The organism is Pseudomonas sp. ASL9, from assembly GCF_056680335.1.
Genome location: NZ_CM155277.1, coordinates 5,332,111 through 5,358,555 on the forward strand (window position 1 = coordinate 5,332,111; position 26,445 = coordinate 5,358,555).

Annotated in this window: 15 protein-coding genes; 6 read left to right on the plus strand and 9 right to left on the minus strand. The window is 55.1% G+C overall.

The window, feature by feature from the left end:
• Nucleotides 1-26: 26 nt before the first annotated feature.
• The 8 genes from AC1ME2_RS24680 to AC1ME2_RS24715 all read right to left on the minus strand — a co-directional run bounded on the left by AC1ME2_RS24680 (nt 27) and on the right by AC1ME2_RS24715 (nt 16,501).
• Nucleotides 27-782: a fimbrial biogenesis chaperone gene (locus AC1ME2_RS24680; protein ID WP_480437603.1), complete on the minus strand. Its 756-nt coding sequence runs from the start codon at nt 780-782 to the stop codon at nt 27-29.
• A gap of 106 nt (nt 783-888) precedes the next feature.
• On the minus strand, nt 889-1,443 hold the full coding sequence (locus AC1ME2_RS24685; RefSeq protein ID WP_480437604.1) for a fimbrial protein: 555 nt from the start codon (nt 1,441-1,443) through the stop codon (nt 889-891).
• Nucleotides 1,444-1,947: 504 nt separating this feature from the next.
• Nucleotides 1,948-6,897, minus strand: a complete 4,950-nt coding sequence (locus AC1ME2_RS24690) for an RHS repeat domain-containing protein (RefSeq protein ID WP_480437605.1) — start codon at nt 6,895-6,897, stop codon at nt 1,948-1,950.
• Nucleotides 6,898-6,982: 85 nt separating this feature from the next.
• Entirely contained in the window at nt 6,983-9,856 is a 2,874-nt protein-coding gene (locus AC1ME2_RS24695; protein WP_480437607.1) for a hypothetical protein, read from the minus strand.
• Nucleotides 9,857-9,905: 49 nt separating this feature from the next.
• Entirely contained in the window at nt 9,906-12,269 is a 2,364-nt protein-coding gene (locus tag AC1ME2_RS24700; RefSeq protein WP_480437608.1) for a hypothetical protein, read from the minus strand.
• Nucleotides 12,270-12,362: 93 nt separating this feature from the next.
• On the minus strand, nt 12,363-12,941 hold the full coding sequence (locus AC1ME2_RS24705) for a hypothetical protein (RefSeq protein ID WP_480437610.1): 579 nt from the start codon (nt 12,939-12,941) through the stop codon (nt 12,363-12,365).
• Complete coding sequence (locus AC1ME2_RS24710; RefSeq protein ID WP_480437612.1) at nt 12,928-13,770, minus strand: hypothetical protein; 843 nt, start codon at nt 13,768-13,770, stop codon at nt 12,928-12,930. The genes AC1ME2_RS24705 and AC1ME2_RS24710 overlap by 14 nt, the downstream gene beginning before the upstream one ends.
• Before the next feature lie 439 nt (nt 13,771-14,209).
• The gene (locus AC1ME2_RS24715; protein ID WP_480437613.1) at nt 14,210-16,501 is read right to left on the minus strand and encodes a hypothetical protein; all 2,292 of its coding nucleotides are present in this window, start codon (nt 16,499-16,501) and stop codon (nt 14,210-14,212) included.
• A gap of 339 nt (nt 16,502-16,840) precedes the next feature.
• On the opposite strand from AC1ME2_RS24715, the gene AC1ME2_RS24720 reads away from it, so the two are divergent.
• The 3 genes from AC1ME2_RS24720 (at nt 16,841) to AC1ME2_RS24730 (ending at nt 21,861) form a co-directional block, all read left to right on the plus strand.
• On the plus strand, nt 16,841-17,383 hold the full coding sequence (locus AC1ME2_RS24720; protein ID WP_480437615.1) for a hypothetical protein: 543 nt from the start codon (nt 16,841-16,843) through the stop codon (nt 17,381-17,383).
• 66 nt (nt 17,384-17,449) lie between these two features.
• Nucleotides 17,450-17,962, plus strand: a complete 513-nt coding sequence (locus AC1ME2_RS24725; protein ID WP_480437617.1) for a hypothetical protein — start codon at nt 17,450-17,452, stop codon at nt 17,960-17,962.
• 50 nt (nt 17,963-18,012) lie between these two features.
• The gene (locus AC1ME2_RS24730) at nt 18,013-21,861 is read left to right on the plus strand and encodes an RHS repeat domain-containing protein (RefSeq protein WP_480437618.1); all 3,849 of its coding nucleotides are present in this window, start codon (nt 18,013-18,015) and stop codon (nt 21,859-21,861) included.
• A 46-nt stretch (nt 21,862-21,907) separates the two neighbouring features.
• Here AC1ME2_RS24730 and AC1ME2_RS24735 read toward each other — a convergent pair whose 3' ends face one another.
• Nucleotides 21,908-22,186, minus strand: a complete 279-nt coding sequence (locus AC1ME2_RS24735) for a helix-turn-helix domain-containing protein (RefSeq protein ID WP_480437619.1) — start codon at nt 22,184-22,186, stop codon at nt 21,908-21,910.
• 373 nt (nt 22,187-22,559) lie between these two features.
• On the opposite strand from AC1ME2_RS24735, the gene kdpF reads away from it, so the two are divergent.
• Genes kdpF through kdpB form a run of 3 tightly spaced genes read left to right on the plus strand, consistent with a single transcriptional unit; the run spans nt 22,560 to nt 26,444 of the window.
• Entirely contained in the window at nt 22,560-22,649 is a 90-nt protein-coding gene (gene kdpF / locus AC1ME2_RS24740) for a K(+)-transporting ATPase subunit F (RefSeq protein WP_480414667.1), read from the plus strand.
• A gap of 8 nt (nt 22,650-22,657) precedes the next feature.
• On the plus strand, nt 22,658-24,352 hold the full coding sequence (gene kdpA / locus AC1ME2_RS24745) for a potassium-transporting ATPase subunit KdpA (protein ID WP_480437620.1): 1,695 nt from the start codon (nt 22,658-22,660) through the stop codon (nt 24,350-24,352).
• 16 nt (nt 24,353-24,368) lie between these two features.
• Nucleotides 24,369-26,444, plus strand: coding sequence for a potassium-transporting ATPase subunit KdpB (gene kdpB / locus AC1ME2_RS24750; RefSeq protein ID WP_480442321.1), 2,076 nt, complete (start codon nt 24,369-24,371; stop codon nt 26,442-26,444).
• Nucleotide 26,445: the final 1 nt, after the last annotated feature.

Genomic DNA, 26,445 nt, shown 5'->3' on the forward strand with positions numbered 1-26,445 from the left:
TTCCAGACAGTGCAACTACAGAAGGGTTAGAGGACTAGCTGGACCGGTGCGAGCAGGGGCGGAGTGATCGCGCCGTAGTCGTTGATCGCCGAAAAAGTCACCTGCAGGCCGGGGCTGGGTTTAATGCCATTCAATTCATACCCCTGGCTGGAAAGCGGCGAGGCCATGGCCGGGCCTTGGAGCTGCACGCTCTGACCGTTGCCGGAGACCTCTATTCGGGCAAAGGACACATGGAAGGGGGTCGGATTGTCCACGTGCAGATGCGTTTTGCCGTTGACGTTCTTGATCGACCACTGCAGGTCTTTCAGGCGTACAACCGGGCTGTCCTTGAGCTGGCTGGGGCGATAAAACAACTTGAGCCGTGTGCGCAGTGCGATGTTAAGGACATTGCTTTCTTTGGTTTCAGCCTGTGGGATTTCCTGGACGTTGAAATAGAAAAGCGATTCACGATCCGTCGGCAATTCATTCGGTAGCCCATTGATCTGCACCTGCTGTTCCTTGCCTGGGTTTAGCCGGAACAGGGGAGGGGAAGGGATAAATGGCACGGCCGTCGTGGTGTCATCGCTGGCGGTGTTAACCCAGGTTTGTACGGCGTAGGTTTTACTGCTGGGGTTGGTGACAATCAGCGAGACACTGCGTTTGTCGCTCTCGAACACTACTCGGGTGCCGCTGATTGTCAGGGCAGCCTGGCTGGCCGGTATCTGAAGGGTCAGCATTAACGTGGCCGCGCAGGCGAGAAGGGTGGGCCAGGGAATGGCCGATGGTCTGTTTAAGCCGGACATGTACGAATACCTTTGACCGGCGCGTGAGAACTCGCGCACCGGCTGTATCTAGGGTGCCCGATGGGTCTGGCGCGGATCGCGTCCTGACCCAAGGGGCGGGCTGATATCAGTTGAGGGCGACGACGAAGGCCACGTCGGCTTCGGCTGATCCAGGCGTGACTGCCGCAGCAGTGGACCTGTAGTAAACGTCGAAGCGCATATCGGTCGGGTTGGTATCGCTCAGGGCGTACTCGGCGGACTCCGAACCATTGACCACATTGGCACCCGATTTGTCTTTGATGACGGCAACAACGTTTTTGGCCGCATCGTTGGTGGGTTTGAAGGCGTAGTAGTCGCCGCTTGGGTCGGCCATGCCGGTAAACGTCACTTTGGCGGTATCACCGGGCGCGATGGTGCAGCCCCCCACACCTGGGGTAACCCGCAATGAGAAGCCCTTGCCGCCATACTCCTGACCTGTTGCAGTGAAACGACTGGCTTCAATGCTGCCCATGTTCACCGCACCGGTGCCCGGAGCACCCGTTACCGGGTCAACGATTTCAATGCCGCAGGTCACAGCGGTGATCTTGCCCTGAAAGTTGATGGTCCCCGTGGTGGCAAAAGCCGACGTGGCGCCAAGGCCCAAGAGCAGGCCAAGAGGAAGGGCAAGTAAAGAGTTCTTCATGTAAACAGTCCTTTTTAATAAGAGGTATCGACACAGCCTGGAAACAAGCAGTACCGATATTCACAGGTGCATCTGTTAGGGGTTGTTGCGGTGGTATTGCGCTCTCTTGGTATAAGAGATATGCGATCGAGGAGTAAGAATGTTTCATTATGTTTGTAAGTTGCGTCCTACTCGACGCGGCAAATGGTAGTCATGTGTGCGTTTCGGTAATATAGGAAAAGTCATCAGGTGTGTAGGAAAAAAGCCACGGCTATCGTAGGAGTAGAGGCTTTTTCTAGTGAGAATTTTGTGTTGGTGACTAACGGACGGCTGTTGAGAGTAAAAGCCGTGAGGTCTTTGCAGGTGCTGTGGGGGCATTGATTTTTGCGTCGTGCAGTAGGGTGCTGTTATTTTACAGATGAGACCCTGTGAACGAGGCCCAGCCTCAAGTGCACTGCTTCAGAAGTTGCACTTGAGGCTGGGCGATTGGACAGTGAGGAGTAGTAGGTTGTGAGATGAATCTAATCAGACATGTCGAACGTTACTTGCATCATTGGCGCTGTTCACTACTGCTCTTCGCGCTGCGTCTATATAGCTACCAGGGTGGTTAGGTGCAGGCGGTGGTGCTAGTGCTGGTGCAGGTGTGGCTAGGGGCACCTGACTGTTCTTTATCTGTTGAATTGCCTGTTCCATATCGGGTATCGATAGGGCTGACGAGGCAGATGATACGGAACTTTTAGTTGTTGATGATAAAGATGTGGCAGCTTTCCCCGTAGTAATGCTTGATGTTTTGCTCGCAGGTTTTTGTTCGAACAGACGGTAATCAATCCTGTGCGCCGGTCTTGCTATTTGCCTGGTATCAGGGAATGAAATATTTGGCGCCGGAAACGATCTGGCTGTTTGCGTCGCAATGCTTTTGCTTCCTACCAACTTCAACATTCCTTTCCCCATCGCCCCAACCCCTTGTCCAATCCCTATGATCATCGATGCGGTGTCAAGGGCACTGCCTATTTGGGAAAACCATTGCTGTCTTTCAGGGTCCCGTTCCAGAAGCGCGGCCGTCTTGAATCCGGTCCCGGTGATCATGGCGCCCGTACCCAGCAACGTCACGGCTATCATAAAGGGGGTTGCTGTTCCCAGGCTGGCGACTGCGATCCCCGTGAAAACCACTGTCAGCAGCAGGCCGGTCACCAATGCACCTTTATTGACATCGAAGGCACGGTGTTCGAGCTTCCCGACGCTGTGCCCGGTCGGGTCCTGGAAGGCGATCGGGTTACCTTGGCAATACGCATACGGATTGACCCCGCCAGCCCCGAATGGGCTCAGGGAGTCCGGGCTGTGAAAGCGCATCAAGGTTGGGTTATAGGCTCGGTAACCCTGGCCCAGCAGGTACCAGCCGCTGGCTTGATCGCGGACTTCACCGTTAAAGGACAGCAGGCATTGCAGCTCGCCATCGTTATCGTCGTCGTTGCTGCTGCGTTCGCCATAAGCGCCGTAGACCGCTGTGCGCAGTCTGGTTTGTTGGCTTTCGCCGAGCACACTGTTGCTGGCGTTGGTCATCAACAGCAGGGTTTTTGTGTCGTCGTCCACCTGCTGCTGACCCAGCGGGCTGTCTCCATCGTAGAGGTACTGGATCTTAGTGCTCCCCTGAACCGTGTTGCTCAGGCGATCGCCCTCATAGAAGCGCAACGTTTCGACAGCGGCGCCTTGTTGGGTTGAGACCAAATGATTGTGCCCGTCGTAGCGATACTGGCTGGCCGGCTTACCGCTGGCCGTTTCGACATTGAGCAGACGACCCTGGCTGTCATAGTGCAGGCGCTGGCCCGACTCATCGTTGAGCATGTTGCCGTCGGCGTCATACGCGAAAATGGTGTTGGGTGGATAGTGCTCGTGGGTGTGCTTGACCTCCTGCAACTGGCAGGTGTCATCAGGCACGTTATAGATGAATCTGGCCATATCGGTTTTCTGGTCGGCGAAGGTGGTCAGGCTAAGGGTGATGTTATCCAAGGCATCGAATCGGAAGGTCTGGCTAACGATTTCATTGCCGTAGCGATCCTTGGGCAGGGTCTCGCCCGAACAGTCGTACCGTATCAGCCTCCCGCGGGTGTCATATTGAAAGTCTTCTTCAAGCAGACTTTTCTCCACTGCCTTCAAGTGCCGGCTCTGCAACTGATCGTCTACCCGCCAGGTCTGGCTTAGGGTTCGAGTTGGCTGGTTGGTCAGGCTTAAGGTACGCAGGGTTTCGCGGTTGTGTTCGTCATACGTCAGTCGGGTCTCCAGCGTGATCAGGGCTTTAAGGTCGGTGCTGATGGTTTGGCTCAGTCGTCCCAAAGTGTCGTATTCAAATCGGGCTTGCAGTTGCCCTTGATTCACCTGCTGAACCCGGCCGTATCGGTCGTGATCGTAGGTGGTGGTCAGCCCACTGACGTCCGTGCGCTGCAATTGTCGGCCCTGCAATGAGCTTACATAACAGGTGGTCCAGCTGTTACCGCCAGCGGTCCATTTATCCTCTGTGAGGTGATTGTTGCCGTCATAAACGTATGTCCGGTGGCCCAGCGTGTTCTGCGAGTCGGTCATGCGGGCGCTTTTCACGTCGTAACTGAAGCTGATGCTTTCGTCCGGTGCGACGGTGGTAATAGGCTCTTGAGTCAGGCCAAGCGCGTACTCATAGTGGATGCTGGCCTTGTGTGGCGTGATCCGCTCGCTGACCTGCAGTTGACCCGCGTTGTAGCAATACGTCTCGACTCGGGGGCCGACACGTAATTCAGTCAGGCGCTCAAGGCCGTCGAATACCTGCCCGCCCGCGTTTACTTCAGGAAATAACTGGTTCGATGGCTGAACGGTCAGCAGGGTCGCCAGTTCGGCGCTGCTATGGCCTGCATAGCTGCGTTTGACTTTGTCTTTGTCAGGCAAGGTGCTTTCGACCATTCGGTCAAACGCATCGTAGCGGTACTGGGTGCTGTGGCCGAGCGCATCGATCTCTTCGACGGCGCGACCCAATCCGTCATAGCGATACTGCTGCTTACCGATACTCAGGCCTGTGAGGGTGAACCGTTCGACGTTGTCTGGTTTTTCAAACAGGTTGAGTTGAGTCACGGTGAGGCCGTACCGCTCGGTGGACGAGCGATTGGTTTGTTGCCAACTGTTTTGGGTCGGCATGAATTGACCGTCTGAGGTTGTCCAGCCGAAAGGGTCCATCAGGCTAAAGGTCACCACCCCCTCAGGCGCGGTTTCGCTGTCTTGCTGCCCCCAGTCGTCGTAGCCAAAGGCGCGCTTGAGCGGTAAGTCCTGATCGCCCAGCCAGTCGTAATCGGTCTCGGCCAATAACTGACCGCGCGCGTCATATTCGGCGCTATAGGTTTGGCGAAACGCCCCGGCGCTCGTGGGGTTGTCGGTGTCCTGACGCTCCTCCTTGATCACTCGATTGAGGCCGTCCAAGTGGCTGCACGTCTGTACACCCTTGACGTCGGTGACGGTCTGCGACGCCGTTTGGCCCCCGAGGCCCACCAGCACGTAAGCGTAATGGCGGGTGGCGATGAAGTCGGTGTCCGGGGCCACGGTTTCATTCACTACTCGGCCCAGCGCGTCGTAGGTGTAGCGGATTTCCACGTCGCTGTCGTCGCGGTTGAGCAGTGGTTCACCGTTGAGCAGCGAGTGCTCCAGGGTGATCACCTTGTGCACGCTGTCGAAGCTGCTGCTCAGGGTTTGCGTGGTCTTGAGCACGGTTTCGCTGGCACGGCCGGTGCCGGCCTTGCCGGCGGTTTTTTCATAGACGAAGTCGGTCGAGGTACTGTGTTCGGCATAGGTCAATGCGTTATGCAAGGTCAGGGTCACTTTGCGCTGACGCCCGTGTCGAAGGGCATCCCCTGGCACGTCGAAATAGCTGTAAGCGGTCGTTTGCATCAGCTGCTCGCCGCTGTCCTCGATCTGCTGCAGGGTTTCGTCCTTGATCACCAACCAGCTGTTCACTCCGCCGGTGACCGACGCCATGGCCTGATAGCGATAGCGGGTACACAGCGTCGGTGCCGGGCTGTCAACGTCCGCCGGTGCCGGGGTCACGGTCTGTGTTTTCAACTGGCGCACGAACCCTTCCGGGTCGACCGGGCACAGCCCTGGCTCGCCAGCCGCCGGGTAATAGCGGTTGGTTTCGGTGATCCCGTTGGCCTGGACCTCTTGGGTCAGGTTGCCATAGAGGTCGTACTCGCTGCTGACCGTTTCCCGGCGAACGAGGTTGGGGTTGTCGAGGCTTGACCAACTGTTGGTGACGGTTTTGGGCAACTGGCAGTAAACGGGTTGGTTGGCGAAGTCGACGCCGTCATTGGCGTAATACACCGTGACGACCCTTTTTACGTTTTTGTTCTGGGTGGTGGTTTCTTCGGTCAGCAGGTGGAAGCGGTTGAAGCTGCGTTCGACCGTGCGCACCGCCAGGCCTGCCACGTACAGGCTTTCGGTGGTGCCATACACATAGGCGCCGGTGATCTTGTAGAGGTTGTCCAGGCCGTTGTCTTCCCAAATCAGCCCGGAAGCGTTGTAGCCCAGGAAGTTCTTGCTGTTGTCGGTGCCGTTGCCACGGTAGGTGTACCGCGCCTCGATTGTCGGCTGGCCAGCGCCTGGGTAGGTCGTGTGATCGGTCACCCGACGCAGCGCCGGGCGTGCATCGAGGCCGGGGAATGCATGCCCGGCATCGTTGTACGCCACGGTTTCGCGGCCCCCTACCGGGTTCCACACCTGCTTGATACAGGTCAGGCCATTGAGGGGGATGTAGTCGAAGCGCCAACAGGCGTTCTCAGCGGTCGGCAGGGTGATCTGGCCGACCTTATAGTCATCCTCGACCAGCGACAGGGTGAAAAGCACCGACAACTCGTCGGGGGGTACTGGTACATCGGGGTGCAGCCGCACCACGACCGAACGGGCTGAGCGGGTGATGGTCAACAGCCTGCGCTGGGCATCGCTGACGGAGACGAGCATTTGATGGTCGCCGAAGTAGTCGTAGCTCAACCTGACCTTGCGCCCGTCGGGAGAGTGGATTTCATGCGGCAGGGCAATGCGGTTGGTAGAGCTGCCGCCAAGCTGAAGGATCTCGACCAGACCGGACTTGTGCACGACCTTATAGCGGCCGCCGCCGAGGTCGTGGAAGTGGAAGCTGTCGAGTTTTTTCTCCTTCATGAGGAGCTGGTTGTCGACGCTGCTGGTGCCGGTGACCTTGAAGGTCTCGCCGGTACTCAGGGACAGGATCTGGTCATGCGGGGTGTACTGCGACAGTTGCAGGTTCCAGCCCAGACCAAAGCCAGTGTCGAGGGTATTGAGCGGGCTGAAGGTCAGCGCCAGGGGGATGACCGGGCCGGCGAGGTCATCGGTCTTGAGTTCGGGCAGGCTGATCGACACCGTGTACAAGCCTGTGCGTGGATCGACTCCGCTTTGCAGGAAGCTCATGAAGTTGAAGGCGTTGGAATGAATGGAACTGGAGGCGGCCATGATCATGAACCTCGTGTGGGACATTAATGCGCGATAGACCCCACCGTGCACAGTAATAACCTGTGCACGGTGCGAACAAGGGTACTTATAAAACGGCCAGCAGTAGGGTATTACGGCTGTCTACCACCGCCATAGGCGCAAAACCAATACTCAATCGATGAAAATTACCGTTTTTATCCAGTAGCTTCAATAGCAAAGGTATCTCAAGCTGGCTATCACTCCAATACCTGACATCATCGGTCCGAAACAGCCCTATCATTAACTGTCCCTCCCCCACGACTTCCGTTGCTATAATATTGTAATCCAGCGGATGATTATAAGGTGTAACGACCGGCGACATTCTCTCGTCGTAGCACATTGTTTTTTCGTCACCCTTCACTTTTTCATCATTAAAGATATAACCTGTATAAGTGAACATGAGTTCATTCTGAAAACGACTTTCCCATTGCACGACCGACTGATTGCCCTCAAGTTCCAGCCTGACAAACCTCACCGCCCGGCCATCCACGCCCCTATAATCCAGGGACCAATAGTCCGTGGTGCGCGGGTAGTAATCGTAATCATCCTGCCCTGGCGGGTTCTTACCACCGCCGGCTACGCGTTTGGGTTTAAAGTCATAGTGCGCTGGAGTAAACGAAGGAACAACCAAGGGCACAAGTTCAATAGTGTAAGGCGGCAGATTGCTCTTTTCATTCGAATTATGTTGCCCAAAATCAGCGGCGATAAAGCGCGCATTGAATATCTCCGGGTCGGCCGCGCGCGTGTGAACATACACCCGGCGCCGGCTAATCCCGTTGAGTATTTCAAAGGATTTTTCATCGACAGCCTGCGTAACACTGTCACTCCGGTTAAAGCGATTAGCGTCGTTACTGACGGCCCACTGGCCATCCGCATCGGCCTCGATGCCCTCCTGGCCGCTATTCAGATATTTCAGATTCTGCCCTGAGGTCCGGTGGACAATTGTCAGGCTACTGAGTTCCTCCTCGGTGAGGGGATAATCCTTACCATTGACCGGCTCTGTCTCGATCTCGACATCTATTGCGATCTGCTGATAACCATTGGCAAACGCCCTGGTATTGCCTGAGGGGGCCGTCAGTTTGAAATTAACCAGCTTGTCCCAAGAGGGTTCGGCAGCAAAATCTGATAACTGGATAATGCTATAGCCTGTATAAAAGGAAATGCCTTCAAACACGATGTCGCAGGCCACGACACTGACGGGGGTAGTGAGGTGTGCTGGCGCAGTAAACAGCCCCGCAGCATTGACATTACCTTCACCACTAACAATGCGCCACTGCTCCTCGATACCCGCTGCCAGCAAAATCCGTAGGAAGCCAGGGTGGTCTTTCCTGGCGTTTACAAACGCCCCCCAGCTGTTCGTTAGTTGGACTTCCTCTGAGTGGGAGACGCCAGACGCGTAAGGCGGTGTCACTTCAAGCGTGGGAGGTGTTTTAATCAGCAACACCGTCGATTGCACTGTTTCCCCCGTCTGAGTGTCTTGCACCTGAATACGCTGCACCGCAGCATTGTTTGGCAGGGTATCCGGCGGGGTATAAATAGCGGTGTCCACGTTGAACACCAGGCTGCCAAGCGTCGGGTCAAGCAACGACCCGCGCAAAACACCGCCACTGACCGTCGACACCTTGAGCGTGATGGGCTCCCCTCTCGGCGAACTTACGCTCACCAGCGGCGCGATGGCCACGCCTTCGTACGCGACTAACACCAGGGCCGAGGCGCTGTGCTTAATATTAGTGCCCGGATCGGTATAGCTGGCAGTGACGACGTTACGCACAGACTCCCGGCCGAGTCGTTCCTGGGTGACGCTCTTGTACACGCCCTGCACGATATCTCCTGCCGACTGTATCGTATTGATGCTGCGCACACGCCAATTGACATCAATGGCGTTGATCATCTTGCCGGCCTGAACAACGTTGAAACGCAGGTCGCTGCCCGCTTTGATAACGCTGAATAGAGGGTCCAGGGTAATGCTGGTCAGGGTGGGGTCGATATTGCCAAACGCCACTAAATCATAAGGGGAATACCTCGACTCTTCGACAAAAGCATTCTCTCCGGGGAATAACAAACTGCTCAACAGGGTCAGCGAGCCCGGCTTAACGTCCTGGATAAACTCCCGGGAGACAACCACCGACGCTGAATACAGGTCATTACCCAGCGCATCTCGATCATCCGGAATCAAGTAGGGGAAGCCACTGCTTTCAGACGGAAAAACTCCGTCGCCTGTATTGCCTTTAACTCGGATGAGCACCACCACGCCGCCTTCGCCATAGTTTGATGCCTTCACATTTTTGGCACCGGGTGCCGCTTGCGTGCGGATGTAAAAACGGGTCGGTGTCAGCGGGCTGTACCCATTGAAATCGAGCATACCCAAGTTAAACACGCGTTTATGAGCAGGCAAGGCTTTAAACCGTTCTTCGAGAAGCTTGCCGATCAATTTCTGGCCATACTCTTCATTCACCAGATTACAACTAAAATTCAATCCGTCGGAAATATCCAGAACAACCCGCCCCCGGTTGTCCACCTGCCCGAAGACCAGACTTAGATTAATGTCTATGGTCAGCGTGAAACCCTGTTGTTCGGACAGCTTGAAACTGGACAGGAGCACGGGCGGCATGCCGACAGCGTCTTGCGAAAGCGTGTAACTGCCGGACGCGACATACAGGGTCAGCCGGGCCCTTGAATTATCGAGGGATGCCGTTTCAAACGACAGCAGTGGTTTGGTCAAGAAAATCGAATCCAGATCAGCCCATGCCGTCTTTTCCTCGGTCAAATAAACGCGTCCGCTAAACGCAGGTAAAAAACTGAGCTCATTGAATCCTGCGACAAACTGTTGTTGCAGCAAATAATTAAGGCGCGCACGGTTAAATACGCAAATAGCGCCCCAGCCATACGTCACCGAACCGCCCGCCATCAGGGTTAATAGTTCGTCTCGTGAGTTTGCCATGATGATTCTCCAATACGTTAATTTTCCGAAAGGATGTTTTTTATATCACCTACGGGGCTTCGAAGGTTTTCAGCACACTGGCAAACTCTGTCAACGGCAACGGTAGAATTAAAAACCCTTCAAATTTTCCTAACCCCATATCTGTGTAATCGAGCAATGCCGTGATGACTGAAAAATGCTCGGGAGCGTCTGGGTCCACGGTGTAAATACCCGTGACCTCATCGATAACACCTGCGCCTTCCAACAACGTCCATGTAATATTTTTATTTATCACACCATTGATCGACCCTTGCAGTTTAAGCTGCTCCGCCGGCAAGCTTGCACTGGTGTCGATGCTGATACTGACACCGATACTTGTATGCAAAACCAGCACATAGCTGGACTGGCTTTTGCCGGTCAACAGATTGGTGACCACCACCTCTTCGACAACGAACCCGGCGCCCACGGCTTTAGGCATGGCGAGATAGTCGTGCCCCCTCCTGGGCTCGCCATTGGAAACTAATTCTCCTTTCTTGTTGGGATCTTTCAACCGCCACTGTAACGTGCCCGATCCCAGCGTCCCCGCCCACAACTGACGGTGCTGGCGCGCACCGGGTAAGGACGAATCATAAGCATCGCAGACCTGAATCACTGGGTTGACCGTAATGTCCCTGACGACAACCGACACCAACGCTGAACTGGAATAGCCATTTGCACCTGTCGCCGTTACTTTGACACGAATGTAAGCGCCCTTGATTTTTTCGGCAGAGGGCGCTGTATATTTTCCAGCGTTATCAATCTGCCCCTCATCGCCGGACCCACCGGGAATATGGTCCACTTTCCATGTTAAATCGCGTGTGACCGGGACCGTTAAGAAGGAGTGGGTGGCGCCATGTCCCACGATCACTTCAAGGGGACTAATAACAAAGGAGGCGACAGCGGGACTGACCTTGCCAAAAAGAACTGCATCACGAGGAATATGTAACGACTTAAATTCAAGCGCATTACCAAACGGTATGCGAACATCGCCCATTATTGAGCTTTTAACACTGTCACTGTCATAAAATTCATCACCTATATTGTAAAGAAACTTGGTAGCGCCTTCTATAATATAGTACTGCGACACTTCTATCAGGTTCTGCTGATAGCTCCCACCCACCCCCGCCGGCATAGCCACGTTACAAGACATAATGAGGTATTCCGGACTCAACATGAAATAGGGTTCCGTCCCGGGCGAAGCCCCGTCAGTAAGGATATATTCCCTGTGTATATCAAACTGATAGCTCGCAACAAAAGTGGAACTTGTATTGTTTAACCGATTTTTGAACGTGCCAGAAAAACTTCCTGCGCACTGCCATTTCAACCCGACATTCGCCTGTGTGAAATCAGCAATGATTGGCAGGGGCGTACCCGCCAAATTGATCGTAAAAGCATCGGCGTCCACGTCCCATGGGGGCGGGTAGCTACCTCCGTAGTCAAAATACCCACTGGGAACGGTATAAGAGCCTAACGTGGCTTGGATCGTGGTTAATTTATTACCCTCGAAGGTCTCCTTGAAAGCAGCCCCGACCCTCTCAAAAGCCGCGATAAGGCCTCGAGTGAATAGCGCTCGACCCAACATTTTACTGCTCAGTAGCGCGGTGGCCGAATACTCCTCCACGGCATCATCAGGAATCAGGTATTTAAACGTGGACGGGTCAGGGTAGCCTCCCGAATCCCCCTTCTCCATCGCCACAAACAAGACGACCGCGCCCTGACCGAACTCAGAAGACAGTGGGTTACGGGCCGCTGCACCACTGGATTGGGTTCGAATTGCAAACCGCTGAGGGATCATATATTTATCACCCCCCTCCTGCAGAGTGGTTAGCACATAGATGCGCTTTTCGGCAGGAACCTCCTCAAATTTTTTTCTAAACAGCGCACCCAGCTTTTCCTGCATGAATTCAGTGTCGGCGTAAGTCAGCCTGAACTCTCCGCCTTTTGCTAAATCCAGAATGGCGTTTTTACTTGAGTCGACAGTCCCAGGCGCTTCAGACAAGCTAATGACCAGCTCTAGGGTGGGCGCATCAAGCGGGTCTGTTGAATCCACCCGTATAGCACGCCCAATACCGAGGTTTGTCTCGATCGTCACTTGTGTTCCACCGACCACCCGCATAGACAACGCAGCCTTTGAGTCTAAAAGGTTGGCGTTTTCAAAAGACAATCTCGGGTAATCCAAGGTAAAGTCATAGAGGTATTCCGTTTGAGTGGGTACCGTCGATACACTGTCGGTGATCGGCGGAAAGTAGGATTCACTGTTGAACCGATCTATATACCCCTGAATCAGCACCAGATTTAACTTGCTTCGATCAATCACAACGACGGAGTCCCATCCCTGCGTGCGGGACTCGAGAGCCAGCCAGGCAAGTAGATTTTCTTTTGAATTACCGGCCATTACATCACACTCCCAGCATATTAATTAATAGTGAGAAACGCCCCATCAAACTTAACGACTTAACGCATACCAAACCCGCTGTCACGCCCTCTCCTAATCCCTCACCGTGAGAGGAGCAGTGGGAAACGTTGTTTGCGAATTACCCTCATCAAAACTGACACTGACCTCTATCTTCAGCTCTGCGCCAGCCCCCAGTTTTTGCAGATACTCGAGACTTAACTTTGCCTCGACTTTGCCTGCGGTCAGGTGCGCCGCAGTTATCAGGAAATTTTCAAGCAAATAGATGTTCGTCGAACTTTTGGCCTGGACAGTGAGCAACTGACCAGGCGCCATGAATATCCATCGTACCAACGTAAAATCCGCGCCGGTCACTGGCACTTTGTTCAGTGGCAGATTGTTGAGGGACGCCTGCTCGCATTGAATCGTACTAAACCGTCCTTGCGGTACGGTAATCACGCGCAGGTCAAAGGGCTTGGAGGTTGCGGCGGCTTCGTCAGGTCGCGTCACCTGGTAAAACACGTTGAGGCGCTTGCCCATATTCGCCGGGACGGCGGCAGGATCAATAACGAATGTGCGCCGATCATTTGCTTGAGGTTCGGTCACGATGGAGTGACCGGTGGTGCCATAACCATCCCAATGGACCTGGACCTTATCGTCATCACCTAACAGCACTTCCTGCGGAATTTTGATATTGCCCCCCCCCCCTTGCAAGTCCCTCCGCTTCGATAAAGCCTTGGCTAGGGCCGGGCGCTTCTTCCTGGGCCCCGACAACTATCGGGGCTTCGGGTCGCCAGGACGCACGAACGTCCAGTTCCCGTCGCTCGGAGGACTCGGCAACGCCGGGCCGCGCATACTGATACTCCAGTGTTACCTTTTTGCCGAGATTGTCCTGCAGCCATTTTTGCTCGACGGTGAAAGAGAGTTTCCCACTGTCAATCATCAGTTGATCGACCTGCAGAGACGCCACCACGCTGGTACTCGCGAGCGGCCCCATGGCATACAACAACACATAATCCCCGGCTTGAATGCCCGTATACGCATCCGCCAGCAGCACGAGGCCTTCCGGGAAAAGCTCGGGGTCAATTGAACTGCCGCTGTGATTCTCGATGCCGATTGCGGGCAAGCGAACTTGCGATGGTTTGACGATGTTGATCGTCTGCAGTGGCGAATCAGCCGGGTTGTCTGGAGGGGTGGCGTAGGTGATGCTGTAGCTCATCTGCGCACTGCCACCGCTGATAAAGTCGACATATGTTCTTTCCAGGTTCCAGATCATCACCCTTGCAAGCTCGCCGACTTTTAGGATTTTCGTATTGGTGTAAGGCGAATCTTCATCACCGTCATCATAAAAACCCTGCCACGTGATCGTGACCTTATCGCCAACAGCCATGCGCGGATAAGGTGGAATGACGAGTGTGAATGCCCCGCTACTCGGTGGCGCAGCAGGGTCCAGGGCCAGAGCATGAGACTCTCTTAGTTGCACGACAGGGAGAGAATTATCCATACGATGAACTCCATGCATACATTTAAAATGCGGTCGCCAACCATCAGTTGCCAACAGCAGCATGACGTGACGTTGGCTTAGGTGTACGCCTGATCAATAACGTTGCCAACCTAGCAGAACTACTAGGTTGGCAAAGGTCAGCCCAGTGTTATTTTTACCGAACGTATTATTCAGGTACAGGGCACTGGAGTAATAACAAGACATCCCCCTTCACCACCGTGTACGGATTATTAATTATCATGCTACTCGGAAACTTCGGGCACGCGCTGGCCGACAGCACCTATAAAGCAGCCACTGAAGCCGGGCAAGAAGCTGAGCTCGTTGAACCCCGCAACAAATTGCTGCTGTAAAAACCGATTAAGTCGAACGCGACTTAATACAGAAATGGCACCCCTGCCATGAGCAACCGAGCCGGACGCCATCACTGCTGCTGCGAGCTTTATTTATTTTCACATGGCCTATGAAGGGCAGAGAATTCTTGCAACGGCAATGGCTGAATCATATAACCGACAAAGGTTCCAAGCACAGGATGCTTCACCGTTGCAGTGATGATCGCAAAAGGGTATTGACCGTCCACCTCTTCGGTAAATACATCGGCGTCAGGTGCAACAGTCCCCGACCCCATTAGTACCTCCCATTTACACCCTTCATACAGGATCCCATTAATACTGCCCTGCAACTTTATTTGCCCTGCCGGCAGGCCTACGTTCGCATCAACGCTGACAACGATTCCCATGTTTTTGTTAACAATCAGCACATAGGCCGACTGGCTTTTGTTCGTCAGCTTATTGGTCACCTTGATCTCCTCAAGCACCAAAGGATTTTCTACGTTTTGAGGACCGGCTTTATACGTATGACCGTTTCTCGTATGTCCATTGGGCGTTAACGTACTCCCTGGTTGGGCGCCTGCCAACCGCCAGTCTAACGCTCCACCCCCTAACGTCCCGGCCGTCAGATCGCGTGAAGCACCAAAATCGCACGCTTGAATAATAGGGTTGACCGTAATATCCCTGACGACAACGGAAAGCAATGCAACACTTGAATAGCCCTTGGGGTCAGTGGCTTTGACTCTGACACGAACGTACAGACCTTTGATGTTCTCGGATGTCGGCGCCGTATATACCCCACCCGCGGTAATATCCCCCACGTTATTGATGCCTGTTGCAATCGACTCCACCGTCCACCGCAAGTTACTGACCACGGGGACCGTGGTGAATGCATAGGATGCACCGTGCCCAATAATCACTTCGATAGGCGTGATTTCAAAAGCGGTCGTGGCGGGACTGACAGTACCGAACATGACAACATCTAAAGGCACCTTGACATCCAGAAAATCCAAACCCTGGTCGAGCGGCAATTGAATACTTTCCCTGAAAGAAGCTTCGAGTTCCTCGTTCGATGAATAAAACGAAAAAACTGGCGCCATCAGCGCGCTGGCTGCCTCAAGCGCATGGGGAAGTATAAGATCGCCAAAGCCAGGCCACGATTGCGCAGCTCCCAAAAGGCCTGCCACACTGCCACTGGTCGACGGCTCGCCAACCAATGTAAGCCCCGAACGCCCTTCTACAAAAACACACAAACCGCTGGTACAACTCAGACGAAGGTTAGCCCCCCCCAAGTAATCATCAATCGCCTCCCAATAGTTGCCTAACACAACCGAGTTCCCCCGCGCTTCATTAATCGCTACTGCCATATAGTTATATATAAAAGTAGCCCCAAAACTCTGAGAGGGTATGGAAATACCATCGTGTTTGAACGTCCATGAAGGACCGGAGAGCACCCCGGGAGGTGTTTTAATAACCCCTTCCGACAAGCGAAACATTATTGTGTCCGATTCCCGCGACTGAACGACCGATAGCCCGTGCTCACGAGCAAGCTTAGAAAAAGCCGGACCTACCATTGAGCTACCGACCAGAGATGCATTAAAGACCACTGTCGCCGAGTACTCCCTTCTTGTATCGTCTGGAATCAAATATCTAAAATCAGAACCTGTACCTGGAAAGCTGCCTGCCTGGCCACCTTCCATCGTCAAAAACATGACCACCGCGCCATTACCGTACTCATCCGATGTTCGGTTACGGGCTGCGGGACCACTTGCCTGAGTTCTAACATCGAATTTTACCGGACGCATGTACTCATTTGAACCGGGCGCCAGTGTACTCAGCGGAAAAAGGCGCTGTTCTGGAGTGAGCTTGTCGAACTCACTCTGCATCAAATCCCCCAGCTTTATCTGCATAAATTCACTGGTTGAATAGTCCACCCTGATATCACCTCCCTTTGCCAAATCCAGCAGCACTCTTCCGTCCTTGTCAACATCGCCCGTCACGTCTGACAAGTTTAGTTTCATGCTCACGATTGGCCCATCGAGTGGATCTGCCACGTCCACCTTTATCGCTTGCCCCATCCCCAGCTTCATCTCCATGGTGACCAACATGCCGCCTACTACGCGCAGGGTTAGATCAGCAGTGGAGTCGTGCAGATCCGCGCGTTCAAATGACAACCGTGGATAATCCAACGTATAGTTGTACAGATGCTCCCTTTGCGTGGGGACCACCTGCTTACTTGCAGTAATGGGTGGCATGTAAGAAGTGCTGTTGAATCGACTGATGTACTCTTGAATCAAAAAGCGATTCAGCTTACTGCGATCCAGTACCAGAATCGCGTCCCAGCCCAAGAGTCGAGATTTTTCTGCAAGCCAACTGACCAAGCTTTCCAGTGAATTCCCAGACATTACACAGCCCTCTTTTCAGTGGCATCCTAATTGCTCGCCACGCTCAAAGTGCATAGCGTGCAGATTCATCATTCATTTTTTTCTTCTGCGCTTTCGGTGCTGGCCACCTCAATCCCTCACCGGGAGAGAATTATCCATACGATGAACTCCATGCACACATTCAAAACGCGGTCGTCAGCCATCAGTTGCCAAGGCCTGCATGACGTGACGTTGGCCTAGGTGTACGCCTGATCAATAACGTTGCCTACCTAGCAAAACTGCTAGGTAGGCAAATTCCAGACCGGTGTTATCGTTTATCAAACAGCATTATTTATTTCGGCATGTGAGGGGTGCATCACAATGAATTTACTAAAAATAACGATGTGCGGATTATTGGTTGCTACCGGCTTAATCTTCGTGGGGTGTGCACTGGCGGAAACATCGACCAACGTTCAAAACGATGGAACCATCGCTTTATACTTTAGAGATGGGTCGATACAGTGCAGCTTCCCATCAACCTCCAGAAAAGAGCGATTTCCAGAAGAGCCAAGGCAAGGCAGCAGTTTTCCATGCAAACATTTGAGTAGCGGCGGTTACTTTACTATGAGCAACTTTCCTTCGGCCACGAGAATCTGGCTTGTTAAAGGCCGTCCAGACACAGGTCAACTCGAGTCGAGTCCAAAAAGATGCGGACTTGACTCTTTCAGTGCATTTAGCTGGTATGAATTGTTGACTATAAAAAATCCCACTTCCACTCCCGACAAAATCAATACTCTAGATCTCAAGACACTTTCTCCTGGACAGGTTATTACACCCGGACTTAGGTTTATAAAACGAGAGGTACTCGGAACCTCCGCCGACCCTGATGGAATCAACTGTTTAATTATTGAAGCTTCGCCATGACTCAGCAACCTCCTGAACTTGCGCATAAAAATTTGCGCTTACGCTTACAAAAAAAAGGTACTCACCATGACTCCTCTTAAAGCTTTGCTCGGGTGGCTGATACTTGCAACTCACTTATCCTATGTTGACCTCAGCATGGCAGCCACTACCAACACATTGGCACCTGGCGATCAACCCAAGTTAACACTGGAGGGCGCCAACGGACAAAACCATTGCACCCTTGACTTCAAGACCGGCACTTATGTGTTCAAAAGCAACAATCACTGCAGAAACGACCAGGCCATAGGACTTGAACTTGAACACGTCCCTTCCGCCTCCAATATCTGGTTGTATGACGATTACACCTGCAACCATCACGACACTGGTAATTATTTCTGGGTGGCACTGCGAATCATAAAAAATGACACCTCTACGCTCGAGCCCATTGACCTGGATAAGTTTGCCAGCGCACCTATCGACTCGATCATCGTACCGGGCGTTCAACTGAAGGGCCGCTACGTAAAATCGAACGAATCCATGAAAAAAAGAACCTCGTGCGTGAGAATTGAAGTTGATGCACCGCCGCCTGTTTTCCCCTGAGTATTTTAACGCACCGTCTTTTTAGAATGTCCCACACGAGGTTCATGATCATGGCCGCCTCCAGTTCCATTCATTCCAACGCCTTCAACTTCATGAGCTTCCTGCAAAGCGGAGTCGATCCACGCACAGGCTTGTACACGGTGTCGATCAGCCTGCCCGAACTCAAGACCGATGACCTCGCCGGCCCGGTCATCCCCCTGGCGCTGACCTTCAGCCCGCTCAATACCCTCGACACTGGCTTTGGTCTGGGCTGGAACCTGCAACTGTCGCAGTACACCCCGCATGACCAGATCCTGTCCCTGAGTACCGGCGAGACCTTCAAGGTCACCGGCACCAGCAGCGTCGACAACCAGCTCCTCATGAAGGAGAAAAAACTCGACAGCTTCCACTTCCACGACCTCGGCGGCGGCCGCTATAAGGTCGTGCACAAGTCCGGTCTGGTCGAGATCCTTCAGCTTGGCGGCAGCTCTACCAACCGCATTGCCCTGCCGCATGAAATCCACTCTCCCGACGGGCGCAAGGTCAGGTTGAGCTACGACTACTTCGGCGACCATCAAATGCTCGTCTCCGTCAGCGATGCCCAGCGCAGGCTGTTGACCATCACCCGCTCAGCCCGTTCGGTCGTGGTGCGGCTGCACCCCGATGTACCAGTACCCCCCGACGAGTTGTCGGTGCTTTTCACCCTGTCGCTGGTCGAGGATGACTATAAGGTCGGCCAGATCACCCTGCCGACCGCTGAGAACGCCTGTTGGCGCTTCGACTACATCCCCCTCAATGGCCTGACCTGTATCAAGCAGGTGTGGAACCCGGTAGGGGGCCGCGAAACCGTGGCGTACAACGATGCCGGGCATGCATTCCCCGGCCTCGATGCACGCCCGGCGCTGCGTCGGGTGACCGATCACACGACCTACCCAGGCGCTGGCCAGCCGACAATCGAGGCGCGGTACACCTACCGTGGCAACGGCACCGACAACAGCAAGAACTTCCTGGGCTACAACGCTTCCGGGCTGATTTGGGAAGACAACGGCCTGGACAACCTCTACAAGATCACCGGCGCCTATGTGTATGGCACCACCGAAAGCCTGTACGTGGCAGGCCTGGCGGTGCGCACGGTCGAACGCAGCTTCAACCGCTTCCACCTGCTGACCGAAGAAACCACCACCCAGAACAAAAACGTAAAAAGGGTCGTCACGGTGTATTACGCCAATGACGGCGTCGACTTCGCCAACCAACCCGTTTACTGCCAGTTGCCCAAAACCGTCACCAACAGTTGGTCAAGCCTCGACAACCCCAACCTCGTTCGCCGGGAAACGGTCAGCAGCGAGTACGACCTCTATGGCAACCTGACCCAAGAGGTCCAGGCCAACGGGATCACCGAAACCAACCGCTATTACCCGGCGGCTGGCGAGCCAGGGCTGTGCCCGGTCGACCCGGAAGGGTTCGTGCGCCAGTTGAAAACACAGACCGTGACCCCGGCACCGGCGGACGTTGACAGCCCGGCACCGACGCTGTGTACCCGCTATCGCTATCAGGCCATGGCGTCGGTCACCGGCGGAGTGAACAGCTGGTTGGTGATCAAGGACGAAACCCTGCAGCAGATCGAGGACAGCGGCGAGCAGCTGATGCAAACGACCGCTTACAGCTATTTCGACGTGCCAGGGGATGCCCTTCGACACGGGCGTCAGCGCAAAGTGACCCTGACCTTGCATAACGCATTGACCTATGCCGAACACAGTACCTCGACCGACTTCGTCTATGAAAAAACCGCCGGCAAGGCCGGCACCGGCCGTGCCAGCGAAACCGTGCTCAAGACCACGCAAACCCTGAGCAGCAGCTTCGACAGCGTGCACAAGGTGATCACCCTGGAGCACTCGCTGCTCAACGGTGAACCACTGCTCAACCGCGACGACAGCGACGTGGAAATCCGCTACACCTACGACGCGCTGGGCCGAGTAGTGAATGAAACCGTGGCCCCGGACACCGACTTCATCGCCACCCGCCATTACGCTTACGTGCTGGTGGGCCTCGGGGGCCAAACGGCGTCGCAGACCGTCACCGACGTCAAGGGTGTACAGACGTGCAGCCACTTGGACGGCCTCAATCGAGTGATCAAGGAGGAGCGTCAGGACACCGACAACCCCACGAGCGCCGGGGCGTTTCGCCAAACCTATAGCGCCGAATATGACGCGCGCGGTCAGTTATTGGCCGAGACCGATTACGACTGGCTGGGCGATCAGGACTTACCGCTCAAGCGCGCCTTTGGCTACGACGACTGGGGGCAGCAAGACAGCGAAACCGCGCCTGAGAGGGTGGTGACCTTTAGCGAAACCGACTTGATCGGCGGCACCTCCGGCCCGATCCAGCGTAAATGGACGCAAGTCAGTCTGTCCTCCACGGAGAAGTACAACCTCACGGTGACTCAACTCAATCTGTTTGAGAAACCGGACAGCGTTGAGCGCTTCACCCGTGACGGGCAGAGCATCGGCAAGCAGCTGTACCGCTATGATGGGCTGGGGCGTACGGCTGAAGAGATCGATGCGCTCGGCCACAGCACCCAGTACCGCTACGATGCGTTTGACCGAATGGTCGAAAGCACGTTGCCTGACCAGGCCGTAGTCAAACGCGAGTATGCTCTGCACAGTGCCAAGGATTTACCGACATTGATCAGCGCCGATGATCGAGTCCTGGGCGAGCAATCCTTCGATGGGCTTGACCGGATGTACCGTTCTGTCACCGGTGGCAGAGAACAGGTATTTACGTTTGAGCCGGGGCAAGCCCAACCCAGCACGGTAACCACTGCCAGTAAGCAGGTGATTGAATACACTTACCTGCCCATGTTGGGCGAAGACCCGCTGATGCGGCGTATTCCTGCCAGCGACACCACTGCCGACTACACCTACGACCGACTCAACGCCCGACTGTTGCATTGCAAGGAGCTCGGTCAGCAACTGACCCGTGAGTATTACAGTACCGGTGAGCTGAAGAGCGAAGTGTGTACCCAAGGTGCCGACACCTTTGGCATGCAGTACAGCTACAGCCTGAGCGGACGCTTGTGTGCTTACACCGATGTGCTTGGCCAGACTCAGCTTTACGAGTACGACACCGCAGGGCGGCTGAACAAGACCACGCTCGGTCAAACTGTTTCGACCTTCAGCTATAACGCGCTGGGCCAGACCCAGAGCATAAAAACCGTGGACGGTGCGCAAAGCGTGACCATCACCCTGACGTATGACGATCAGGGTCTTGAGATGATGCGCACTTTTGATTTCGACGGTGTGGTCCAAACGCTGGCCCAGAGCTACAACGCAGTCGATGAATTGGAGACGCGGGTTCTTAAAGAAGGCACTGCCGTGCTCCGTGATGAAACCTTCGGTTACGACACCCGTGGGCGTTTGGCTAATTACACCTGCAAAGGCAGTCAGGCGCCGGTCGATCCCTATGGCAAGACCATTCTCAGCCAGTCGTTCCGGTTCGATGCACTGGATAACCTGACACTCGTACTCACCACGTTTGAGGGTGGCAGCAACCGGGCCACCTATACCTACGATGAGACGGACCCGACGCAATTGATCAAGGTCGTCAACAGCCACGACGACTACGCCCCAAAAACTATCGAACTGAATTACGACCCGGACGGCAACCTGATCGTCGACGAACAGGGTCGCACCTTGAGTTATGACGCCCTCGGTCGCTTGACGGAAGTCAGCGGTCCATCCACCCACAGCGAATACCGTTACGACCCGCTCGATAAGTTGGCCAGTCACACCAGTGACACAGGCCAGGACCAACGCTTCTACCGTGACGGGGAGTTGGTCAATCAACTTCGGGGCGAGCAGTACAGCACGTTTATCCGCGGCGGGGATTACCTGTTGGCCGAACAGCAGGGGGAAGGGGGTTAAGGCACCGACGTTGGTGCGGTGGTTGGAGGTCGATATGATTGTCCATTCAATGCAACAAAATAACCCCCTGCTCAATAGCCTTGACCAGTGCTGACCTGAGCGTTGTAACTTCGAACTTGCGCCGAATATTGCACAGGTGGAAATTCACCACCGCTTCTGATTTTCCCAGAATCCGGGACACTTCCCAGGCCGATTTGCCCAAGGCCATCCATTCCAGAGTTTCCAGCTCTTTGGCCGTCAGTTTGACCCCTGGGTTGTCCGCAACAGATGTGAGTCGCGGCAGGGCAGAAGGGACGGCAACAGTTTTGTGATCAATGTGACTCATCGCAAGCGCCTTATCCGTTAGAGGCTTGGATCACCATAGCGCGGTGGCAGGCGCCTGAAACCTGTCATATATGACAGGGGCACGTAGCGGCATTCGCCCTGCAGCGCTTTCTGTAGGAATTCAGCTTATTGATTGATAAGGGATTTCTTTTGATTAAAGGACTCAGTGTCGCTGTGAACGATTTTTAATAAACAATGACCGTTAGTCGGTTGTCGCTCGCACGACTGATGAGATTTATTCGCTTGTAAAGTTGGTGTGACACCAACCTTTACGCTTTCTTTATGCCTCTGCGGGCTTGTCGATCTCGTTCCTTTACACCCTCCCTGCGGACAATGGCTGACACGCGGCAGTTGCCGTACGACGGAGAATTTCCATGAGCGTTCTGGACGGGGTGTCACTGCTGTTGGCAGCAGGGCTGTTCATTTACTTACTGGTTGCGTTGTTACGCGCCGACCAGAACTAGGAGCAGCCATGCACAGTTATGACTATTTATTGATCGTGGCGTTCTTCGCGCTGGTGCTGCTGCCAGCGCCATGGCTGGGGCGTTTTTATTATCGGGTCATGGAGGGCGAGCGAACCTTCCTGACCCCGGTATTAGGTCCGGTCGAGCGCATTTGTTATCGCCTGTCCGGGGTTGATCCGCAGACCGAACAGAGCTGGAAAACCTACGCCTTGGCCTTACTCGCCTTCAACCTGGCGGGTTTCATCCTGTTGTTCGCGATGTTGCTGTTCCAGGGTGCTTTGCCGCTCAACCCGCAGCAACTGCCGGGGATGGAGTGGTCGCTGGCATTCAATACGGCAATGAGCTTTGTCACCAACACCAACTGGCAGAGCTACAGCGGTGAGGCCTCGCTCAGTTACTTGAGCCAGATGGTTGGCCTGACCGTGCAGAACTTCGTCAGTGCCGCCACCGGTATCGCGGTGCTGGTCGCGTTTTGCCGTGGCATCAGCCGTCGCTCGACGCAGAATCTGGGCAACTTCTGGGCCGACATGACCCGCGCCACCCTGTATGGATTACTGCCGTTGTGTCTGGTGCTGGCATTGTTCCTGGTCTGGCAGGGCGTTCCGCAAACCTTCGCTCATTACGTTGACGCGGTGACCCTGCAAGGCACTAATCAGAGCATCCCACTGGGGCCAGCGGCCAGCCAGATCGCGATCAAGCAGTTGGGCACCAACGGCGGTGGTTTCTTCGGGGTCAACTCGGCGCACCCGTTCGAGAACCCGACCGCCTGGAGCAACCTATTCGAGTTGGTGTCGATCATTTTGATTCCGGTAGCACTGGTGTTCACCTTTGGTAATTACGTTAAGGACATGCGTCAAAGCAAGGCCATCATGGCGTGCATGTTGACCCTGTTCCTGATCGGTGGCGCGACGGCGATGTGGGCCGAGTACCAGCCCAACCCGACCTTGAATATCGCGTCGGTCGAACAAACCGCACCGATGGAAGGCAAGGAAAGCCGTTTCGGTATTACCGGCACCGTCCTCTGGACCGCGACCACCACCGCTGCATCCAACGGTTCAGTCAACGCGATGCACGACAGCCTCAACCCGCTGACCGGCATGGTCGCGCTGGTCAACATGATGGTCGGCGAAGTGATCTTCGGCGGGGTGGGCGCCGGTATGTACGGCATGTTGCTCAACGTGCTGATCGCGGTGTTCCTTGCCGGATTGATGATCGGACGCACCCCTGAGTACCTGGGCAAGAAGCTACAAGCCAGGGAAGTTCAGCTACTGGTCGCGACCCTGATGGTGATGCCCATCGGTGTGTTGGTGTTCGGTGCTTTGGCCGCGAGCTTGCCGGGTCCTATGGCAGCGGTCAGCAACCCGGGTCCACATGGTTTCAGTCAGTTGCTGTACGCCTACACCTCAGCCACCGCCAACAACGGTTCGGCGTTCGCCGGGTACAGCGCGAATACCCTGTTCCATAACTTGATGCTCAGCCTGTCGATGTTCCTCGGTCGCTTTGGTTACATTCTGCCGGTGCTGGCGCTGGCGGGCAGCCTGGCGGCGAAAAAGACCGCACCCTTGGGCCTGAATAGCTTCCCGACCCATGGCACGTTGTTCGTCACCCTGTTGACGATGACCATTTTGTTGATTGGTGGCTTGAACTTCTTGCCGACATTGGCGTTGGGGCCGATTGCCGAACACCTGAGCATGGGCTTCTGAGGAACAGATCATGAATATGCGAATTCCGGTTTCAAAGAGTGTTGAGCAACAATCCGCCATCGAACAGACGGCTCATGCCAGCAAAAGCGTCGCGATCTCGGCACTGTGGCGTCCTGCGCTGGTGCAAGCGTTTATCAAACTTGACCCACGCCAGTTGCAGCGTGCGCCCGTCATGCTGGTGGTCGAGCTGACCGCCATCTTGACGACCTTTCTGTGCCTGGTGCCTGACCCTCAGGTGCCGACCTCGGTAGCGGTGCAAATCGCTATCTGGTTGTGGTTCACCGTACTGTTCGCCAACTTTGCTGAAGCGTTGGCCGAAGGTCGTGGCAAGGCCCGCGCCGATAGCCTGAAGGCCGGTAGCGAAGGCCTCAAGGCACGGCTCAAGGATGAGAGCGGCACGTTCCGCATGGTAGAAGCCAGCCGCCTGCGTAAAGGCGATGTGGTCCGCGTCGAAGTAGGCGAGATGATCCCCGGTGACGGCGAGGTCATCGAAGGTATCGCCGCTGTCAACGAGGCAGCGATTACGGGCGAATCCGCGCCAGTGATTCGTGAGTCCGGGGGTGATCGTTCTGCGGTCACCGGCAATACGCGACTGGTGTCTGACTGGTTGTTGGTGCGTATCACCGCCAACCCGGGCGAATCCACCCTGGATCGAATGATTGCACTGGTGGAAGGTGCCAAACGGCAGAAAACTCCCAACGAAATCGCCCTGGATATTCTGCTGATCGGCTTGACCCTGATCTTCTTGCTGGTGGTGGTGACGTTGCAGCCATTCGCCCACTTCGCAGGGGGTAGTTTACCGCTCGTGTTTTTGGTGGCGCTGCTGGTGACCTTGATACCGACCACCATTGGCGGCCTGTTGTCGGCCATTGGTATTGCCGGGATGGACCGTCTGGTCAGGCTCAACGTCATCGCCAAATCGGGCCGGGCGGTAGAAGCCGCCGGTGACGTGCATGTGTTGCTGTTGGACAAGACCGGCACCATCACCTTTGGCAATCGCCGTTGCACAGCCCTCCATGCCGCACCCGGTGTCACCGCCAGGGAGGCCGGCGAAGGTGCGTTGTTCGCCTCGCTGGCCGATGACACGGCGGAAGGCAAGTCGATTGTCGAGTACCTGCGTCAGCTGTACTCGATTACTGAGCCCAGCACCTCGGCGCTGACCCCGATTGCGTTCAGCGCTGAAACCAGGCTTTCCGGCGTCGACTATCAAGGCCGGGTGTACCGCAAGGGTGCGGTGGATTCGGTGCTGGCGTTCGTCGGTATGAAACGTAGCGATTTGATGCCTGCGCTGGCTCGCGAAGTCGACAAGATTGCCAAGACCGGTGGTACCCCGTTGCTGGTGTGCCTGGATGGCAAACTGCTGGGGGTGATTCACCTTAAGGACGTCGTTAAACCCGGCATCCGCGAGCGGTTCGCCGAATTGCGCACGCTGGGGATTCGCACGGTCATGGTGACAGGCGACAACCCGCTGACCGCCGCCGCGATTGCCGCCGAAGCCGGGGTCGATGACGTCCTGGCCGAAGCGACCCCAGAGAAAAAGCTGGAGCGCATTCGTCTGGAGCAGAACGACGGTCGTTTGGTGGCCATGTGTGGCGACGGTGCCAACGATGCCCCTGCCTTGGCGCAGGCTGACGTTGGCATGGCAATGAACGATGGCACTCAGGCAGCGCGTGAGGCGGCGAACATGGTCGACCTCGACAGCGACCCGACCAAGTTGCTGGATGTGGTGCAGATCGGCAAGGAATTGCTGGTGACTCGCGGCGCCTTGACCACGTTCTCCATTGCCAACGACGTGGCCAAGTATTTCGCGATCCTGCCGGCGCTGTTTGCTTCGATCTACCCGCAACTCGGGGTGCTCAACGTCATGCACCTGGTCAGCCCGCAGAGCGCCATTCTCTCGGCCATTGTCTTCAACGCGTTGATCATCGTGGTGCTGATCCCGCTGGCGTTGCGCGGTGTGCGTGTGCAGGCAGCCAGTGCGGCTCATCTGTTGCGTCGCAACTTGTTGATCTATGGGTTGGGCGGGATCGTTGTGCCGTTCGTGGGGATCAAGCTGATCGATATGCTGCTGACGGGCCTTCATCTGGTTTAAG

Excerpts from the sequence above, each read along its gene's own strand:
- AC1ME2_RS24680 (WP_480437603.1), bottom strand. The coding sequence starts at position 782 with ATGTCCGGCTTAAACAGACCATCGGCCATTCCCTGGCCCACCCTTCTC.
- AC1ME2_RS24685 (WP_480437604.1), bottom strand. The coding sequence starts at position 1,443 with ATGAAGAACTCTTTACTTGCCCTTCCTCTTGGCCTGCTCTTGGGCCTT.
- AC1ME2_RS24690 (WP_480437605.1), bottom strand. The coding sequence starts at position 6,897 with ATGGCCGCCTCCAGTTCCATTCATTCCAACGCCTTCAACTTCATGAGC.
- AC1ME2_RS24695 (WP_480437607.1), bottom strand. The coding sequence starts at position 9,856 with ATGGCAAACTCACGAGACGAACTATTAACCCTGATGGCGGGCGGTTCG.
- AC1ME2_RS24700 (WP_480437608.1), bottom strand. The coding sequence starts at position 12,269 with ATGGCCGGTAATTCAAAAGAAAATCTACTTGCCTGGCTGGCTCTCGAG.
- AC1ME2_RS24710 (WP_480437612.1), bottom strand. The coding sequence starts at position 13,770 with ATGGATAATTCTCTCCCTGTCGTGCAACTAAGAGAGTCTCATGCTCTG.
- AC1ME2_RS24715 (WP_480437613.1), bottom strand. The coding sequence starts at position 16,501 with ATGTCTGGGAATTCACTGGAAAGCTTGGTCAGTTGGCTTGCAGAAAAA.
- AC1ME2_RS24720 (WP_480437615.1), top strand. The coding sequence starts at position 16,841 with ATGAATTTACTAAAAATAACGATGTGCGGATTATTGGTTGCTACCGGC.
- AC1ME2_RS24725 (WP_480437617.1), top strand. The coding sequence starts at position 17,450 with ATGACTCCTCTTAAAGCTTTGCTCGGGTGGCTGATACTTGCAACTCAC.
- AC1ME2_RS24730 (WP_480437618.1), top strand. The coding sequence starts at position 18,013 with ATGGCCGCCTCCAGTTCCATTCATTCCAACGCCTTCAACTTCATGAGC.
- AC1ME2_RS24735 (WP_480437619.1), bottom strand. The coding sequence starts at position 22,186 with ATGAGTCACATTGATCACAAAACTGTTGCCGTCCCTTCTGCCCTGCCG.
- kdpF (WP_480414667.1), top strand. The coding sequence starts at position 22,560 with ATGAGCGTTCTGGACGGGGTGTCACTGCTGTTGGCAGCAGGGCTGTTC.
- kdpA (WP_480437620.1), top strand. The coding sequence starts at position 22,658 with ATGCACAGTTATGACTATTTATTGATCGTGGCGTTCTTCGCGCTGGTG.
- kdpB (WP_480442321.1), top strand. The coding sequence starts at position 24,369 with ATGCGAATTCCGGTTTCAAAGAGTGTTGAGCAACAATCCGCCATCGAA.